Source organism: Colwellia sp. 12G3 (assembly GCF_002836775.1).
Taxonomy (GTDB): Bacteria; Pseudomonadota; Gammaproteobacteria; order Enterobacterales; family Alteromonadaceae; genus Colwellia.
Genome location: NZ_PJAQ01000054.1, coordinates 98550 through 116172, shown reverse-complemented (window position 1 = coordinate 116172; position 17623 = coordinate 98550). Strand labels below are relative to the sequence as shown.

The 17623-nt window shown below is 40.7% G+C and carries 12 protein-coding genes; 7 read left to right on the top strand and 5 right to left on the bottom strand.

Going from position 1 to position 17623, the window contains the following annotated elements:
* The first annotated feature begins 1 nt into the window (after nucleotide 1).
* The 5 genes from CXF71_RS12380 to CXF71_RS12360 all read left to right on the top strand — a co-directional run bounded on the left by CXF71_RS12380 (nucleotide 2) and on the right by CXF71_RS12360 (nucleotide 5989).
* Nucleotides 2-394 (top strand): RidA family protein, encoded by a 393-nt coding sequence (locus tag CXF71_RS12380; RefSeq protein ID WP_198559884.1) that lies wholly within the window; start codon nucleotides 2-4, stop codon nucleotides 392-394.
* 155 nt (nucleotides 395-549) lie between these two features.
* Nucleotides 550-1257, top strand: coding sequence for a tRNA (guanosine(18)-2'-O)-methyltransferase TrmH (gene trmH, locus CXF71_RS12375; protein WP_101233257.1), 708 nt, complete (start codon nucleotides 550-552; stop codon nucleotides 1255-1257).
* 40 nt (nucleotides 1258-1297) lie between these two features.
* Nucleotides 1298-3391: an ATP-dependent DNA helicase RecG gene (gene recG, locus CXF71_RS12370; protein ID WP_101233256.1), complete on the top strand. Its 2094-nt coding sequence runs from the start codon at nucleotides 1298-1300 to the stop codon at nucleotides 3389-3391.
* A 111-nt stretch (nucleotides 3392-3502) separates the two neighbouring features.
* Nucleotides 3503-4879 carry an SLC13 family permease gene (locus CXF71_RS12365; RefSeq protein WP_101233255.1) on the top strand — a complete coding sequence of 459 codons (1377 nt, stop codon included), beginning with the start codon at nucleotides 3503-3505 and terminating at the stop codon, nucleotides 4877-4879.
* A gap of 90 nt (nucleotides 4880-4969) precedes the next feature.
* Nucleotides 4970-5989, top strand: coding sequence for a transporter substrate-binding domain-containing protein (locus CXF71_RS12360; protein WP_232771462.1), 1020 nt, complete (start codon nucleotides 4970-4972; stop codon nucleotides 5987-5989).
* An 83-nt stretch (nucleotides 5990-6072) separates the two neighbouring features.
* On the opposite strand, the gene polA is transcribed toward CXF71_RS12360, so the two are convergent.
* The 4 genes from polA to CXF71_RS12340 form a co-directional block, all read right to left on the bottom strand.
* Nucleotides 6073-8880, bottom strand: coding sequence for a DNA polymerase I (gene polA, locus CXF71_RS12355; RefSeq protein ID WP_101233254.1), 2808 nt, complete (start codon nucleotides 8878-8880; stop codon nucleotides 6073-6075).
* Nucleotides 8881-9642: 762 nt separating this feature from the next.
* Nucleotides 9643-12807 (bottom strand): efflux RND transporter permease subunit, encoded by a 3165-nt coding sequence (locus tag CXF71_RS12350; protein WP_101233253.1) that lies wholly within the window; start codon nucleotides 12805-12807, stop codon nucleotides 9643-9645.
* Nucleotides 12808-12829: 22 nt separating this feature from the next.
* Complete coding sequence (locus CXF71_RS12345) at nucleotides 12830-14221, bottom strand: efflux RND transporter periplasmic adaptor subunit (protein WP_101233252.1); 1392 nt, start codon at nucleotides 14219-14221, stop codon at nucleotides 12830-12832.
* 94 nt (nucleotides 14222-14315) lie between these two features.
* Nucleotides 14316-14651 carry a hypothetical protein gene (locus CXF71_RS12340; protein ID WP_157826759.1) on the bottom strand — a complete coding sequence of 112 codons (336 nt, stop codon included), beginning with the start codon at nucleotides 14649-14651 and terminating at the stop codon, nucleotides 14316-14318.
* Between the two features lie 196 nt (nucleotides 14652-14847).
* Here CXF71_RS12340 and CXF71_RS12335 point away from each other — a divergent pair, with 196 nt between their 5' ends.
* Nucleotides 14848-15624: a hypothetical protein gene (locus CXF71_RS12335; RefSeq protein WP_157826758.1), complete on the top strand. Its 777-nt coding sequence runs from the start codon at nucleotides 14848-14850 to the stop codon at nucleotides 15622-15624.
* Between the two features lie 72 nt (nucleotides 15625-15696).
* A complete protein-coding gene (locus CXF71_RS12330; RefSeq protein ID WP_101233383.1) occupies nucleotides 15697-16137 on the top strand; it encodes a DUF4399 domain-containing protein in 441 nt (146 codons plus the stop codon).
* 71 nt (nucleotides 16138-16208) lie between these two features.
* Here CXF71_RS12330 and gorA read toward each other — a convergent pair whose 3' ends face one another.
* Nucleotides 16209-17585: a glutathione-disulfide reductase gene (gene gorA, locus CXF71_RS12325; protein WP_101233382.1), complete on the bottom strand. Its 1377-nt coding sequence runs from the start codon at nucleotides 17583-17585 to the stop codon at nucleotides 16209-16211.
* Nucleotides 17586-17623 lie beyond the last annotated feature (38 nt).

The following is a 17623-nucleotide window of genomic DNA, read 5'->3' as shown; positions in this document are numbered from 1 at the left end:
TATTATGAAAAGCATTATCAGTACAGACAAAGCACCTAGCGCCATTGGCCCATACAGCCAAGCAGTGAAAGTAAACAATACGGTTTATTTATCAGGCCAAATACCATTGGTTGCTGAAACAATGACGGTAGTTGAAGGTGGCTTTGCTGAGCAAGCTGAACAGGTATTTAAAAATCTAGTTGCCGTATGTGACGCAGCTGGTGGTGAAATTAACGATATGGTTAAAGTGAATATATTCTTAACCGATTTAAATAACTTCGCCACAGTTAACGATATTATGAGTCGTTACTTTAGTAAGCCTTACCCAGCAAGAGCTGCAATACAAGTCTCTAAATTGCCAAAAGATGTAGCCATCGAGATTGACGGTATCATGGAACTTCCTAGCGTTAACTAAAATATGTGTCATGAAAGATATTTAGTCGGCATTGTCTACGCAGTTCGTCCAAATCACTTATAAATATAAGCTCAATGGACTCACCGCTTGACGGCTTTGCCTAAATATCGTTCATTTAACATATTAAACTTTTTACTTTGACAGATTAAACAAAAATGACTCCTGAAAGATTAGCACGCATTAATACCATGTTAGACAAACGCCAACCTGATTTAACGGTTTGCATGGAAGGCTTACACAAATCTCATAACCTAGCCGCCGTAGTACGCACTTGTGATGCTATTGGTATTAGTGATGTTCATGCGGTATGGAAGAGTGAAGAGGCGGAAGTTCGCGGTGGTAGTGCCGCAGGTAGTCAAAATTGGATTGATGTCCATAATTACCATAAAACAGCCGATGCCATTGCCGCGTTAAAAGCACAGGGCATGCAGGTATTGGTCACCAACTTGTCTGATACTGCCGTTAATTTTACCGAAATTGATTATACCAAGCCCACCGCCATTATTTTAGGCCAAGAGAAGTTTGGCACCTCAAAAGAAGCACTTGAGCTAGCAGATCACCATATTGTTATTCCTATGGTTGGCATGGTGCAATCATTAAATGTTTCGGTTGCTTGCTCAGTTGTTTTATACGAAGCACAACGCCAGCGCGAAGCTGCTGGAATGTATGATAAACCTCGCTTAAGCAATGAACGCCGTCAACGTACTTTATTTGAAGGTGGTCATCCTATATTTGCCGAAGCTTGTCAGCGTAAGGGCTTACCTTACCCAGAAATTGATGAAGCAGGTCAAATTGTCGCTGATGAAAAATGGTGGCAAAAGATGCAAATGAACAAAAAAGCTTGGCAACATCTCGATGACTAATTCTATCGAAAATAAGTTTTAAGCCGAGCTGAGGTTAACTATGGCACAGGAAGCGCTAAGCCGATTATCACAAGTCCCGCTGAGTACTCTCAAAGGTGTCGGGCCTAGTTTATCGGAAAAACTAGAGAAAATTGGCTTGCTGTCAGTGCAAGATATACTTTTTCATTTACCGCTGCGTTATGAAGATAAAACCCGTGTCACCACAGTACGTGATTTATTAGTCGGTACCTCAACCAATATTATTGGCGAAATTACCGATAGTCAGATCACTCAGGGTAAACGACGCATGCTGGTAGTTACCCTGCATGATGGTACGGGTAGTATTCAACTGTGCTTTTTCAGCTTTTCAGCAAGTCAAAAAAATAGTTTAGCTATTGGTAAAACTATTCGCTGTTACGGTGAAGTAAAACGTGGTCCACGTAGTTACCAAATTGTTCATCCAGAATACAAATCTCTTGATGACGACAGAGAATTAACCTCCGTTGAAGAAACCCTAACACCCGTTTACCCCAGTACTGATGGTCTCAGACAAATTTCGCTACGCAGTTTAACCGAACAAGCATTACTTCGATTACAGCGAGGACAAGTTGAAGAGTTATTGCCAGCCAATCTTTTTAACGAGCAATACTCTCTCAGTGAAGCGTTAACGATTATACATCGCCCGCCCCCTGAGGTATCAGTAGAGCAATTAGAGCAAGGTCGCCACCCTGCTCAGCAGCGATTAATCAAAGAAGAACTACTTGCTCATAACTTGAGTATGCTAAAACTCAGACAAAATAGTGATGTGCATGATGCCCTGCCACTGATAGGTGATGATAAAGTTAGTGAAAAATTTCTTAAGGCATTACCTTTTACGCCCACCAACGCTCAAACACGCGTTGTTAATGAAATAAAAGCGGACTTAGCCAAAACCCAACCTATGATGCGTTTAGTGCAAGGTGATGTCGGCTCAGGTAAAACCTTAGTAGCTGCCCTAGCCGCACTAACTGCTATTAGTGAGGGCTATCAAGTCGCTTTAATGGCTCCTACGGAAATATTGGCTGAACAACACGCTATTAATTTTGCTAACTGGTTTACACCGCTGGGCATTAGCGTCGGTTGGTTAGCAGGAAAAACCAAAGTCAAAGCCAAAAGACTCGCTTTAGAACAAATTGCCAGTGGCGACATGCAAATGGTTATTGGCACGCACGCGCTCTTTCAAGCCGACGTAGTCTTTAAAAATATGGTCTTAGTTATTATTGATGAACAGCACAAATTTGGTGTTCATCAACGGCTGACTTTACGAGAAAAAGGCGTATTCGATAATAAATATCCTCATCAATTGATCATGACGGCAACACCTATTCCGCGTACTTTATCAATGACTGCTTATGCCGACTTAGATTCCTCTATTATTGATGAACTTCCTCCCGGTCGTACGCCAATCAATACCGTAGCGTTACCTGACTTACGTCGCGGGGATGTCATTGAACGTATTCGCCAAGGCTGTGTAAACGATGGCAGGCAAGCGTATTGGGTATGTACCTTAATCGAAGAGTCTGAAGTATTACAGTGCCAAGCAGCGGAAGACACCGCAATTTTATTACAAGAGCAATTACCTGAATTAAACATTGGCTTAGTACATGGCCGGATGAAGGCCATTGAAAAACAAGCAGTGATGGATGCCTTCAAGTCTGGCGATTTACACCTACTAATTGCCACTACTGTGATTGAAGTAGGGGTTGATGTACCTAACTCTAGTTTGATGGTTATAGAGAACCCTGAACGTCTAGGCTTAGCTCAGCTACACCAATTACGTGGTCGTGTTGGCCGTGGCTCTGTCGCCTCTTTTTGCGTATTATTGTATAAAGCGCCCTTATCAAAAACTGCGACTAAGCGCTTAGCCGTATTGCGAGAAAGCAATGATGGTTTTGTTATTGCCGAAAAGGACTTAGAAATTCGAGGCCCTGGTGAATTACTCGGAACTAGACAAACCGGTTTAGCTGACCTTAAAATTGCTGACCTGTTACGTGATGGTTATCTAATTCCTGAAATAAAGCAAAAAGCGTATTTATTATCGCGCCAGCATCCTGAATCGGCTCAAGCATTAATTCAGCGTTGGTTAGGCAATAAAGAGCGTTACTCTAACGCTTAAAAAAATGGTGTTTAATTATAAAAATTAAGTAAATAACAACGAGAAAAGCAATACCAAAAATAATAAAAGCAACGCAAATAGCGTGCTACTAACAACAGAGTTTGCAACATCATGAAAATAACCCGACAACACTTTATCCTTTTAGGCCCTATTTTAGCCTTTGCTTTTTACGTTTTACTGAACCACTTTGGCTTAGCAGATAAACCTGCTATCGCGGCGGCAATAACTCTGCTCACGGTTATATGGTGGGTTAGCGAAGCCATCCCTATTCCCGCGACCTCATTAGTGCCTTTTGCTTTACTGCCCTTGTTCGGTATTGTCGATCACAAAACGGTCGCCTCTTCATTAGGCAGCCATGTCATCTTATTATTGATGGGCGCCTTTATGCTCTCAACGGCACTGGTCAAAAGTGGTGCCCACGAACGCATGGCAGTTTACATGGTAAGACTGGTGGGTGTTACCAGTGGCCGACGCCTAGTGTTTGGGTTTATGCTGGCAACCGCGATGTTAAGTATGTGGATTTCAAACACCGCATCGACCTTGATCATGTTGCCCATTGCTTTAGCTATTTTAAGCCATGTAAATAATAGAAAACTTAAAGTTGCCTTAATACTCGGCATTGCCTATTCAGCATCAGTAGGTGGTATTGGTACTCCTATTGGCACACCGCCTAATGTCATCTTCATGGGGATTTATGAAGAAACTACCGGCAGAGAATTTGGTTTTTTCGAATGGATGAAAATTGGTGTGCCGGTGGTACTTATTTCCATTCCATTAATGGCATTATGGTTAACGCGTTCCGTTACCTTGGATGAAAAAATACAATTACCAACATTGCCTAAATGGCGCAGTGAAGAAAAGCGTACGTTAATCATATTTGCCTTAACAGCTCTGGCATGGATCACCCGCGGTGCACCTTTTGGTGGTTGGAGTAGTTTTTTTGATATATCTATCGCTGGTGATAGTACCGTCGCACTGGCTGCCGTTGTGATCATGTTTATGACGCCTAACGGAAAAGGTGGTCGTATTCTTGACTGGAATGCCGCCAAAGAAATACCTTGGGGCATGTTATTACTCTTTGCTGGCGGTATCGCACTAGCCAAAGGTTTTTCCGCATCGGGGCTAAGCAATATGCTGGGCGAATGGCTATCTTCACTCGCTAACCTACCTATGATAGCCATGGTATTAACGCTTTGTTTAGTAGTGACCTACGTTACTGAAATTACGAGTAATACAGCGACAGCAACACTGTTAATGCCTATTTTAGCCGTTGTGGGTACTGGCATGGGTGTTGACCCTGCTATATTCATGATACCCGCCGCAATGGCTGCCAGTTGTGCCTTCATGCTACCCGTGGCAACAGCGCCTAATGCGATTGCTTACGGCACAGGGGAAATAGAAATTAGAGATATGGTTATGGAGGGGGCGTTATTGAGTTTCGTCATTTCCTGTGTTGTTGCCACTGTAACTTTTCTATTATTGTATTAACTGACCACTGATTATTACCAAGGAAATACTGATAATGAACAGCTATACTTAAAAATTAGCGTGATAAAACCTTAAGTGAAGGAGTTTTAGTTGATGTTACTCTGCTTTTCAGCCAGACAAAATCAAAGTACCTCTTCGGTAAAGCCTAATAGACTTGTTAGTGCATTAGGCTTCATTTTCGGTACCATGCAAGGCATTACCTTGCCGCTTATTTTAGTTGTTTATTTCAGCGTGCTTGAAGTCGCACAAGCTGAGGAGTCATTCGACAATTTGACCGTAAGTTATTACTCCAATGAGCAACAACACACGATTCAAGGCATAAAAACACCGCAGGGCTATCGCTTTAATGAAGATTCAGACAAAGTCATCAACTTAGCAACACTAAACTGGCCTCCTTATATTAGTGAAGCTGTCTGCAATAAAGGCTGGGTTTTTCAATTTACCGTCGCAATATTAGTCAGCAAAGGTTACCAAGTAAATATTCACTTTTACCCTTGGGCAAGGTCGGTTATGTTGGTAGAGCAAGGGAAAATGGACATACTCTTTCCCGAGTACTTTATTGAAAGTTCAGCCCCCTCAGATGCCGTATTAGGCAAAAAACGTCGAGAACTATTAGCCCTTTCAAATAAGTTTGCTGGTGGCGATTTATCCTTACTAAAACGCAAAGGTGACTCCTTTAATTTACAAGCAGATTTAGGTAATTTAAAAGGTAAGATCATTGGTGTTGTTCGAGGTTATCAAAACACCCCGGAATTTGATGCCATGATGGATTCAAAACAATTCGCAGTCGTTGAAGCCTTAGATGAATTGCAATTAGTAAAACTACTGGTAGCAAAAAGAGTCGACTTAATCATTGGTGACCCGAGTGTATTCATCTACAGTGTTAATTATTCCAACTTATCCAATCGAAACAAACAAGCACTACTCAATAGTATTGAAAAAATTGAACCCGCTTTAAAATACAATCATTTGTATTATGCAATCAGTAAGAACTACCCCCAACGTCATCAACTGCTTGATGATATAAATTTAGCGCTACTGGAGTTTAAACAAAGTGGTGAAACGGACAGGTTTATCGAAGTTGGCAGTGGTTGTACATTAGATTTTTAGTCACACAAATAAAAAGGCAGATACCTGAGTATCTGCCTTTTTGTTAATTCAACAAACGATAACTAAATGCTATGATTTATAGTTTAGTGTGCTTCATCCCAGTTATCACCAATACCTGATTCAGCTATTAAGGGTACATTCAGCTCAACGGCATCATTCATTAACATCACTAATTTCGCGGTGGTTTCTTCAACAATATCTTGATGAATTTCAAAAATCAGTTCATCGTGAACCTGCATAGTCATTTTAATACGGTCATCATTTTGCTCAAGTAACCATGAGTCTACTGCTAACATGGCCTTTTTAATAATATCCGCTGCGGTGCCTTGCATTGGAGCATTGATTGCCGCACGTTCAGCCGCCTTTTTACGCATACCGTTTTTAGCATTAATATCAGGTAGGTATAATCGACGACCATATAAGGTTTCAACATAACCCTGCTCACTCGCTTGTTGGCGAGTATCTTCCATATACGTTAATACACCAGGGTAACGCTGGAAATATTTATCTTGATATTCTTGCGCCTGCTGACGACCAATATTGAGTTGCTTGGCTAAGCCAAATGCCGACATACCGTAAATTAAACCAAAGTTAATGGCTTTAGCACTACGGCGCTGATCCGTGGTCACTTCATCGAGTTCAACGGCAAAAATTTCTGCAGCTGTCGCGCGATGAATATCTTTGCCTTCGCTAAAGGCGGTTACTAAACCTTTATCGTTCGACAAATGTGCCATGATGCGTAATTCAATTTGCGAGTAATCTATCGCGACTATTTTATGATTTTTAGGTGCAATAAAGGCTTGGCGAATTTTACGACCTTGTTCACTACGAATTGGGATGTTTTGTAAGTTTGGATCGGTCGAGGATAAACGTCCGGTTGCAGTAACTGCTTGATGATAAGAAGTGTGTAAACGACCCGTTTTATCGCTAACCATTAACGGTAACTTGTCAGTATAAGTCGACTTCAGTTTACTCAGTCCTCGATTTTCCAAAATGATCTTCGGTAATGGATAATCAAGTGCTAACTCTTGTAGTACTTCTTCTGCTGTTGAAGGTGCACCTTTGGGTGTCTTTTTGATGACCGGGATTTTTAACTCTTCAAAAAGAATTTGCTGTAATTGCTTTGGTGATGCCAAGTTAAAGCTTTTGCCCGCTAAATTATGTGCTTCAATTTCTAGTTCAGCTAAACGTTGACCCAAGGTCAGGCTTTGATCCGCTAAAATATCACTATCAATTAATACGCCCGTTTGTTCCATGCGTGCAAGTACGGGTAATAATGGCATCTCAATGTCGGTAAAAACACTTAACATTGAAGCTGTTTGCGCTAACGCGGGGAAAATAGCGTGATGTAATCGCAAAGTGATATCCGCATCTTCCGCGGCATAATGACCCGCTTTTTCAATGTCAATTTGGTTGAACGTAAGCTGCTTAGCACCTTTACCGGCAATGTCTTCAAAATGTACTGTTTCATAACCAAGATATTTTAGTGCCAGTGCATCCATATTATGACGAGTGGCAACACTGTTATAACAATAAGATTCAATCATGGTATCAAACTCGATACCCTGCAAAGCAATATCATAATGGCTTAGTACATTGGCATCATATTTAAGGTTTTGACCAATTTTTTTAATGGTTTTACTTTCAAGTAGAGGTTTTAATTGCGCTAACACCCACGCTTTATCAAGTTGTTCCGGTGCATCAACATAATCATGAGTCAATGGCACGTAAGCAGCTTTACCCACTTCAATAGCAAAGGATAAACCGACTAATTCAGCTTTCATATAATGAACACTGGTGGTTTCAGTATCAAAAGCAAAAGCTTCACACGCTTGTAACTTCTTCAGCCATTGCTCAAAAAGTGTTTTATCTAAAATAATATCGTATTGAGTTTCTGCAACTTGTACCGTTTTAATTTCTGCGGCTTGCTCACCTGTCGAACGGGAAGATTCACCTGCTTTAGTTTTTTTAGTTGCACCCGTAGTCTCGGCCTCACTGCCTCCTTTACCTAAGTCAGCTAATAGACGCTTTAATTCAAATGTTTGATAAAGTTCGGTTAACGCTTCAATATCTGGTTTACTGGCCGCTAATTCTGACGCTGTTTGTTCTAATTCAACATCACATTTAATGGTCGCTAGTTGATAAGACAGCGGTAACTGCTCTAATGCATCACGTAGGTTCTCACCAACTTTCCCTTTCACTTTGTCCGCGTTGGCAATGACTTCATGCAAGGTGCCATACTCTGCTAACCATTTTACCGCAGTTTTGGGACCACACTTCACTACACCGGGTATATTATCGACTTTGTCGCCCATCAAGGCGAGATAATCGATAATTTGATCAGGACGAACACCAAACTTTTCACTAACACCGGCAACGTCCATTTCTACGTCGGTCATAGTATTAATTAAACGGACATGCTCAGTAACGAGCTGCGCCATATCTTTATCGCCTGTTGAAATGACGGTTTCAATACCAAGCTCATGGGCTTGTTTTGCCAACGTACCAATAACATCATCGGCCTCGACCCCAGGAATAACTAAAAGCGGTAAACCCATGGCGGTAATAATTTCATGTAAAGGCGCAATCTGGGTGCGTAAATCATCTGGCATGGGTGGACGATTGGCTTTGTATTCTGGATACATATCATTGCGAAAGGTTTTACCTTTTGCATCGAAAATAGCGATGATATTGCCATTCGGGTAGGCTTTTTTCAAACTACCCAGCATATTCAATACACCGGTAATTGCTCCCGTAGGTTGTCCATCTGCGGTTGAAAGCGCTTGTAAATAGGGTACGTGATAGGCTCGAAATAAATACGAAGAACCATCGACCAATATTAAGGGTGATTGCGTGTTATTCGAGTCTTGAGAAGTTGCAGAAATTGTCATAAGAAATACGCGAAGCGACTAAATTAAGCTAAAGATGGCTAAGCATGCCACAAAGCGTAAGTAGGCTCCACTTTATCAGTGTTCTTAATTGCTTGGATCAAGGATCCACTTGTGGATAACCTTGTGATCAAGTACGAAAAACAGCCAGATATTCACGCGTTGTGAATCTGGCTTTATAAATATAACATTTTGGTTTCATTGAAAAAAAGCGAAGTGATAAAGCTTTTTAATACACAATGTTTTTATTTTTATTATATGTGGATAATTTTATTATCTTGTTATTTTTTAGCTGTACGAAAAAGCAACGACTAAAAATAACGAGGTAAGAGATTATCAGAAATTGGCGTGATTACCAGTCTATTATTAAGCTTTTTTTACAGATTATTTACACTTTTACATAACTAAAAAACATAAGCGAGTAAAGACAATAGCTGGCAACAGATTGACCAGTATAAATTATTTTTTTATGACTAAAAAGTATAAGCCATATTTTTTTATATCAATCGAGCCTTAGTAGTAAAGCCGCTTCGATTCTTTATTATGCAATAAAGGTATACTTAAACAACACCATGCTATGTATACATAAAGCATAACTCTTCGTAGAATAATACTGTTACGGTTTTATGACTACTTCCTGGTATTGCTGCCGTAATAATATACAAAGTACCAAACAAATTGTTTGTTATGAATTCTCACCTGATCTGTCAATCGTTGTTTATTCGTATATTCAAACCAGAGTAGCTTAGCTACTCTGGTTTACTCCTATACAAACTTGTTTTTTGAAAATCGTCGATAAAGTACCGGCAAAACAAATAATGTTAGTAACGTTGCACTCACTAAACCCCCTACAATAACTGTCGCCAATGGCTTTTGTATTTCAGCACCTACACCTGTGGATATTAACATCGGCAACAAGCCTAACAGAGATGTGATCGCAGTCATCAATACCGGTCGTAAACGTGCCAGTGCGCCATCAAATATTGCATTGTTTACCTGAAAGGCTGTTGCGGTGCCTTTACTCAACACCAGCCTTATCTCAGCATTAATGCTTTCCACCATCACCACGCCATTAAGTACAGCGACACCAAACAAGGTGATAAAACCTACCGAGCTGGGTACCGACAAGTATTGCCCCGATACATATAAGGCAACAATACCGCCAATAGTGGCTAAAGGGACATTAAGTAAAATAAGTAAGGCTTGTCCAACCGAGTTAAAGGCAAAGTAAAGTAATAAAGCAATCAACGCCAATGACAGCGGTACAACTAACATTAAACGTTGTTGCGCGCGTTGTTGTGATTCAAATTGCCCACCAATTTGCACGCTATAACCTGCTGGTAATGCTACTTGCTGCGCTATTGCTTGCCGTATTTCTGCGACAACACTACCCATATCACGACCTTGCACATTCGCTTGGATAACCACACGCCTTTGTACATCATCACGGCGTACTTGCGGTGGCCCTGATTCTACAGCTATTTCAGCAATATCCCCTAAACGTAACCAAGCACCGTTAGGCGCCAACAAACGCAATTCACTAATTGCCGCAACATCTTGCCTAAATGCGCCAGCAAGACGAACATAAATATCATAGCGTTCATTACCATTAATTATCTGTCCTGCAGCTCGTCCACCAAGACCATCACTGACCACATTCATCACATCAGCAACTGATAAGCCATAACGAGATAGTTGTCTGCGTTTAGGTTTGATTACCAGTTGGGCTTCACCGGCAATTTGTTCCATAGCAACATCCTTCGCGCCAGTAACACCTTTTACTGCTTGCGCTATTTGTTGTCCCTTATCCGCTAATACCGCCAAATCACTACCAAATAACTTTATCGCCAGTTGGGCTTTCACTCCTGAGAGTAATTCATCCACACGCGTCGCGATCGGTTGTGAAAAGTTAAAGAGTAAACCTGGGAATTGCTCAAGCTTTTCAGCCATTTTGTTTTGTAGATCATTACGATTACCTGCACTTTGCCATTCATTAACAGGTTTAAGTCCAAGATAAATCTCAATATTATTTACTGGCTCAGGATCGCCACCAATTTCAGGACGACCAACACGACTCAGTGCATAAGTAACCTCTGGAAATGTTAGCAATATTTTTTCTAGTTTGGGGGCAACCGCCAGTGCTGTTGTTAAACTTGCTGACGGAGCTAACGTAACACGTAAGTTAATGGTGCCTTCTTCCAGTTCAGGAACAAATTCAGTACCTAACTGAGGAACAAGAGCTATTGCTGACACCATTAAAACCAAGGCGAAGCTAACAATTGTTTTCTTCCAGATTAACGCCTTCGCTAAACTATACCGATATAAAGCAGTAATGGGCTTTAATACAATGCTTTCTCTTACCTTAATTTCGCGCTTAAATAAGATGCTAGCCAACGCTGGCACAATAATTATTGCGACAATCAACGCTGACAACATAGCTAACATGATACTAATTGCCATAGGCTGAAATAACTTAGCTTCAACACCTTCAAAGCTAAATAGCGGCATAAAGACAACAAGTATAATAGCGGTAGCAAAGAATATAGGGCGTACCACGGCTTGTGCCGCTTGGCTTATGGTACTTTGTATCTCCTCAGCAGATAACTTTTGCTTAGCTTTGTCTTGCGCAAGAGCTAGCTGTTTGAAAATATTTTCAACCATCACCACCGCACCATCAACCAACATACCAATAGCAACGGCTAAACCACCTAATGACATTAAGTTGGCCGATATGCCCAACCATGTCATCACCATAAGCGCTAAGCCAATAGCAATAGGAATAGAGATCAGCACTAAAAAGGTTGCTGATAAATTCATTAAAAATAATGCCAATATTATAATGATCAAGACAAAGGCAAAGAGTAATGCATCGGTCACCGTGGTCACTGCTTTGGTAATTAACTCGGCTTGATCATAAAGCACAACAAATTTCACTCCTTCGGGTAAAGCCTGATTAATCATTGCTTCTCGGGCGTTAATACCATCAATTGTCGTCTTGGTATTTGCTCCCATACGCTTTAAAATAATACCGGTAACCACTTCCCCTGCACTTTGAATATTCCCGTCAGCATCACGGCTAGACATAGTTACCGCTCCTTGACGAATTTCACTGCCTAGACTTACCGTTGCCACATCACCGACGGTAACCACAACACCGTCAATTGTTTTTAGGGGTACTTGCGCTATTTCTACTAATGAATGTTCTCCCGATGTTAACCAACCCATACCACGAATAACCAGTTGCTCTTGCCCTCGGTTTAAATACCAACCACCAGCATTTTGATTGTTGTTTTCGATAGCCTCGATCACTTGTTGCTGATTTAACTGATAGGCTAATAGTTTATTGGGCTCAATATTGACTTGGTATTGTTTCACTTCACCGCCAAATGACAGCACTTCAGTTACGCCATCAATTGGCATTAACATCAACTTAACTAACCAGTCATTCAAACTACGCAGTGTCATGATGTCTATATCGTAGCCATCTTCCGTAGTGAGTAAGTACTGATAAACTTGTCCTAAGCCAGAGGTGTTAGGGCCTATTTCAGGTGCGCCAATACCTTGAGGGATCAGTTCTTTGGCCGCTTGTAAGCGCTCAAAAACTAACTGCCTGGCAAAATAGATATCGGTGCCTTCTTTAAAAACAACTGTTATGCCAGACAAACCTGTTTTAGAAATAGAGCGTACTTGCTCAACATCAGGTAAGGCATACATTACCGCTTCTATCGGAAAGGTAATTAATTGCTCAACCTCTTCCGCGGCTAAACCGGGTGCTTCGGTATTAATAACCACTTGGACATTAGTCACATCGGGAAAAGCATCGAGATTAAGTTTAGGCAGTACCATGACACTGCTAATCATGAGGGTAAATAAGGCAATGACCACCAACAATTTATTGCCGATAGCCCATTCAATTAAACGATTTAACATGAAATTACTCCAGTAGCACAAGTTAGTGGTTATGGGCATCAAAGCCGCTTTTAGCGCCTTGTGAGGCAATAAAAAATGCGCCCGTGATAGCAAAGTGACTATTCGGAGCAACACCTGTTACTTCGCGCCAGCTTAACCACTGCTTTTTTTCTGGAGAAAAAACCCGATATATAGCACCTAATTCAACCTCTTGTGCGATAAAGCTTGTCTGATCTTGCTGATGTTCCTCTTTATGCTCATTTGCTTGAGCCTGTTCGGTAGCAAGACTCACGGATAATATTTCCTTATTTAATTCAACATGCTCAGCGGCTTCATTATGATCATGGTTATGTTTTTTAGGTGACTCTTCTTTGTGTTGATCATTTTCAACATGACTACTTATTTCATCTTGCTCATGCATCGCCTCTTCACTGTGTACTGCATCTTTATTGGTACTTTCTTGTTTGCTGTAGATGAGCCAATCGCCATCACTACCGCGTAATAACGCACTTTCAGGTACAACCAGTATTGGCTCTTTAGTGATCACAGAGAAATAAACATCAACAAATAAACCTGGGTGTAATTGATGATTAGTATTTTTCACTTTCAGACGTACAATTCGAGTACGTGTTTTAGGATCAATAGTATGGGCTTGTTGAATAACTTCTGCTTGGTAAGTGTTATCTTCCCCTGGTGCGGTACCCGAGAGAATCACTTGCGCTTGGGTGCCTTTAGTTAGCGGCATTCTATTATTAGCTGCAAGACGAGCTTCAACCCAAAGTTCATGCTCATCGGTTAGCACCATAATTGAATCACCCGCACTAACTCTTTGACCTTGTTGAAAATCATCGGACAGCACTGAGCCAGAACGCTCTGCTTTTAGCGTATATTCACCTAAAGCAGAACTATTATCTGCGGCAATTAAGTCGATGGCTTTTTTTGATAAACCATACGCTTTTAATCGACTATAAGCGGCAATATAATCAGTTTCCGTAGATAATAACTGGCTTTCACTAATAACATCTTTGCTTACTTTTTTAGCGCGTTGCCAATCAGCATATGAAATACGGTACAGAGCTTGAGCCTGTGCTACATCCTCACTAAACAAGGTTACTAACGACTGTCCCTGCTCAACATGTTCACCCAAAATAGCATGGCGGCGAACAATGACTGACTCAACGCGAGGAGAAACGACATAACTGGTATAGCCGTTTGCTTGTACCTCACCAGGAGCGTATAGACGTTTATCCATATACTGTGGGGTTAATTGGGCAACGTTAATATCTGCCATTTGCATTTGTTCCGCAGTAAAGCTTAGCAACTGAGTTTCGTCTTCGTGGTTATCACTAGTCTTAGTTTGAGCTAGGCTCATTTGGGTAAAAATTACAGGCAAGAATACAGCAGCCAGCAAGCTGAATGATTTGGAAAAATTCATAAAGATCTCGTTTAATACCAAGAGGATTAATTAACCCGTTGGTATAACTTATTAAAAAATTGGCGAAGTTAATCGCGCACGAATTAAATAAGAGCTAAACGATAGGAGGACGTGAATCAGGGCTGACGGGTAAAGAGTTAAATAATACGGTTTTATTGATTACTTGCTTATCAATGGTATTAGATAAATACACTTGTGAAGACAAGTCTAAGTAAATCAAGTTACTGTGATGGCAATGGTTAGAGTGACAATCTGGATGGTCAGCATCACTGTGTGTCGATTGACCATCAACTGCTTGTGTCTGAAAAGCTAATAGCTCTGCTTCATTATGGTGATCACTGTCTTGATGAATATCATTAATTGCTGAGATCGCATTAACCGATTGCAAGGCAATCAAGATAATAACAATGTAAAAGCAAAAAATACGCACAGAGAAACTCACAAATAAGTTAGAATGAATGTCCAAAAAACAACGCAGCTTAACAAAGCAGTATAAATATTGACACCTGTTTTACGATATATATTGTTATCACACTCCTTCTTACTTAGAAGTTAGGAATTGTTATGGAGCTAGTTATATAACTTTGTTATCTTTGCTCGCATAATATCAAAAGGATTCGACATTAATGAAATACTCCACTCTATTTACCTGCCTATCTTTAAGTCTGCTTTTATCCGCTTGCTCTTCTCACCCTGTTACTGTTTCTATGTCTACTACGCGATTTGATAACCCAGAAGTGAGCAGTGAGCCTTTAAAGGTTAACTTGGCTGTCGGCCATGGCGGCAGAACAACTCTAGCTATTGAGGATAACCTTTATAACTACGATGGCACTGAGGTTTATGGTTTCGCTCGTGGTAATATCACTGCTGCTAAAGGTTTAGAAATATCAATAAGAAATGACGATGACTCTGCCACTCGCATTGGTCTAAAATATCAATTTTATGGCGCCCACACTGAGCAATCAAGCAAAGGAAACCTTTCACAAGCATTTACCTTAGGCTATGAGCAAAATGCAACTGGTGAGCAATACTCAACTTATAACAACAACTGGAGTTGTGATGAATTTTCTTGTGACAGTACAACTAACACCAGTGTTTGGGAACATGATACCGATATTTATGATATTGCTTGGGTTGTAGGGTATAAGTTTGCTGCTAGAGATATTATTTATGGTGGTCCTTTCTATCAGTGGGGACAACTCAGTGGTTATAAAGCTTCTTCTAACGCCCCAACCGAAGAACTTAAAAGTAATGGTTATATGCTTGGTGCAAATATAGCGATAGAACATCGTTTTTCTTTTGGTATGGGTTTGGCGGGGGAGGTTGTTTATTCCAATTTAGATTGGGGTAATTACAGTCAATCGGATACCTCCTTTAATTTTAAAATTGATTATCAGTTTTAATCGCTATTGAGTGCTAAAGTAGTATTACTTTTGTCAGAACTTTCAACTAAATTATTTATTAACGAGAATATTATGAAAAAATTTATCCAAGTAACACTATTATCTTTAGCTATGAGCCCTGCTCTATTGGTATCTGACTTAGCTAACGCCAGTAATATGCCGCAATCTGTTTCTCCTGCAACTGCCAACGTTTACATTATTTCACCTGCCGATGGTGCAACAGTGAAAGGCACGTTTACAGTAACATTTGGTTTAAAAGACATGGGCGTGTCGCCAGCAGGTATTGAGAAAAAAAATACCGGTCATCATCACTTATTAATTGATAAAGCCGCTCTTCCTGCATTTGATATGCCTATGGGTGGTGATGTTCAACATTTTGGTGGTGGGCAAACTCAAACAACATTAACTTTACCTAAAGGACAGCATACCTTGCAGCTTATTTTAGGCGATCATCATCATATTCCTCATAAACCTGCTGTTGTGTCTAAAAAGATTACTATTACCGTTGAATAAACCGTTGAATAATTTTTAAGTTATACCTTTTTTTATAGCTACTAACCTCTCGTTAGTAGCTATATCGTTAGCTAAAGCGTAACGAACTCTTCTGCTGAAGTGGGATGAATAGCAATGGTGTTATCAAAATCAGCTTTGGTTGCGCCCATTTTCATCGCCACAGCAAAGCCTTGTAATAACTCATCGCTACCAAAACCAATACTGTGTAAACCCACCACTTTTTCTTCAGTACCCGCACAAATTAACTTCATGCGCGTAGGATCACGATAGTCTTCAGTGATCGCTTGGTAAAGCGCCGTAAATTGAGAGTTATACACGGTAATGTTTTCTTCACCGTACTCAGCAATAGCCTCATCTTGGGTTAAGCCGACAGTGCCGATAACTGGATGACTAAATACTACCGTGGCAATGCCAGAATAATCTAAATGCTCATTAGGTTTATTATTAAATAAACGTTCACATAAACGACGTCCTGCGGCTACTGCGACAGGTGTTAATTGTGCACGTCCGGTATTATCACCAACAGCATAAATACCATCGACATTGGTATTTTGAAATTTGTCTGTAGGAATAAAACCACGTTCATCTAACGCGATCCCCGTTGACTCGATATTAATATTATTAGTCGCTGGTTCTCGACCTATTGCCCACACTAAGGTGTTAACTGGACCAATAGTTTTACCGTTAGTTAAGTGCACGATTAGCGTACCATCGCTCAATTTTTCAATACGTTCTGGTGTACTGTGGTTATGCAGCGTTGGCCCGTGCTTTGCCATTTGCTCTACCAAGGTATCGCTTAACATGTCGTCAAAACCACGTAACGGTTTTTCTTTACGCACTAATAAATGCGTTTCACTGCCAAGTGCATAAAATACACCCGCAAGTTCAACCGCTATATAACCAGCACCAACAACAGCAACACTTTTAGGTTGTTCGGTTAAGGCGAAGAAACCATCCGAGTCGATGCCATGTTCAGCCCCTTCAATATTAGGGAAAGATGGGCGTCCACCTGTGGCGATAGTAATGTGATCTGCTGTGATTAACTCACCGTTAACTTCAACAGTATTTTTATCAATAAATTTGGCGAAACCATTAATCACGGTAACATCATTGGCATCAAAACCACGCTGGTAGGCGGCATGAATTCGTTCAATATAAGCTTCACGATTAGCCACTAACTTTGCCCAATCAAACTTAGGCTTTTCTTGTGAAGAGTCTTGAGAGAGATGATCACCAAAACCGTAATCATTGGCATATTTTAACGCATCAGATATCTGCCCGGCATACCACATCGCTTTTTTAGGGACACAACCAACATTTACACAGGTACCACCTATGTACTTAGCTTCAATAACGGCTGCTTTTTTACCTAATTTTGCGGCACGGTTAGCAGAAGCTATACCGCCACTGCCACCGCCAATGGCAAGATAATCAAAATGTTGTGTCATGGTTTCACTCATTAGTTAATGTGTTGTATAAAGAGAAT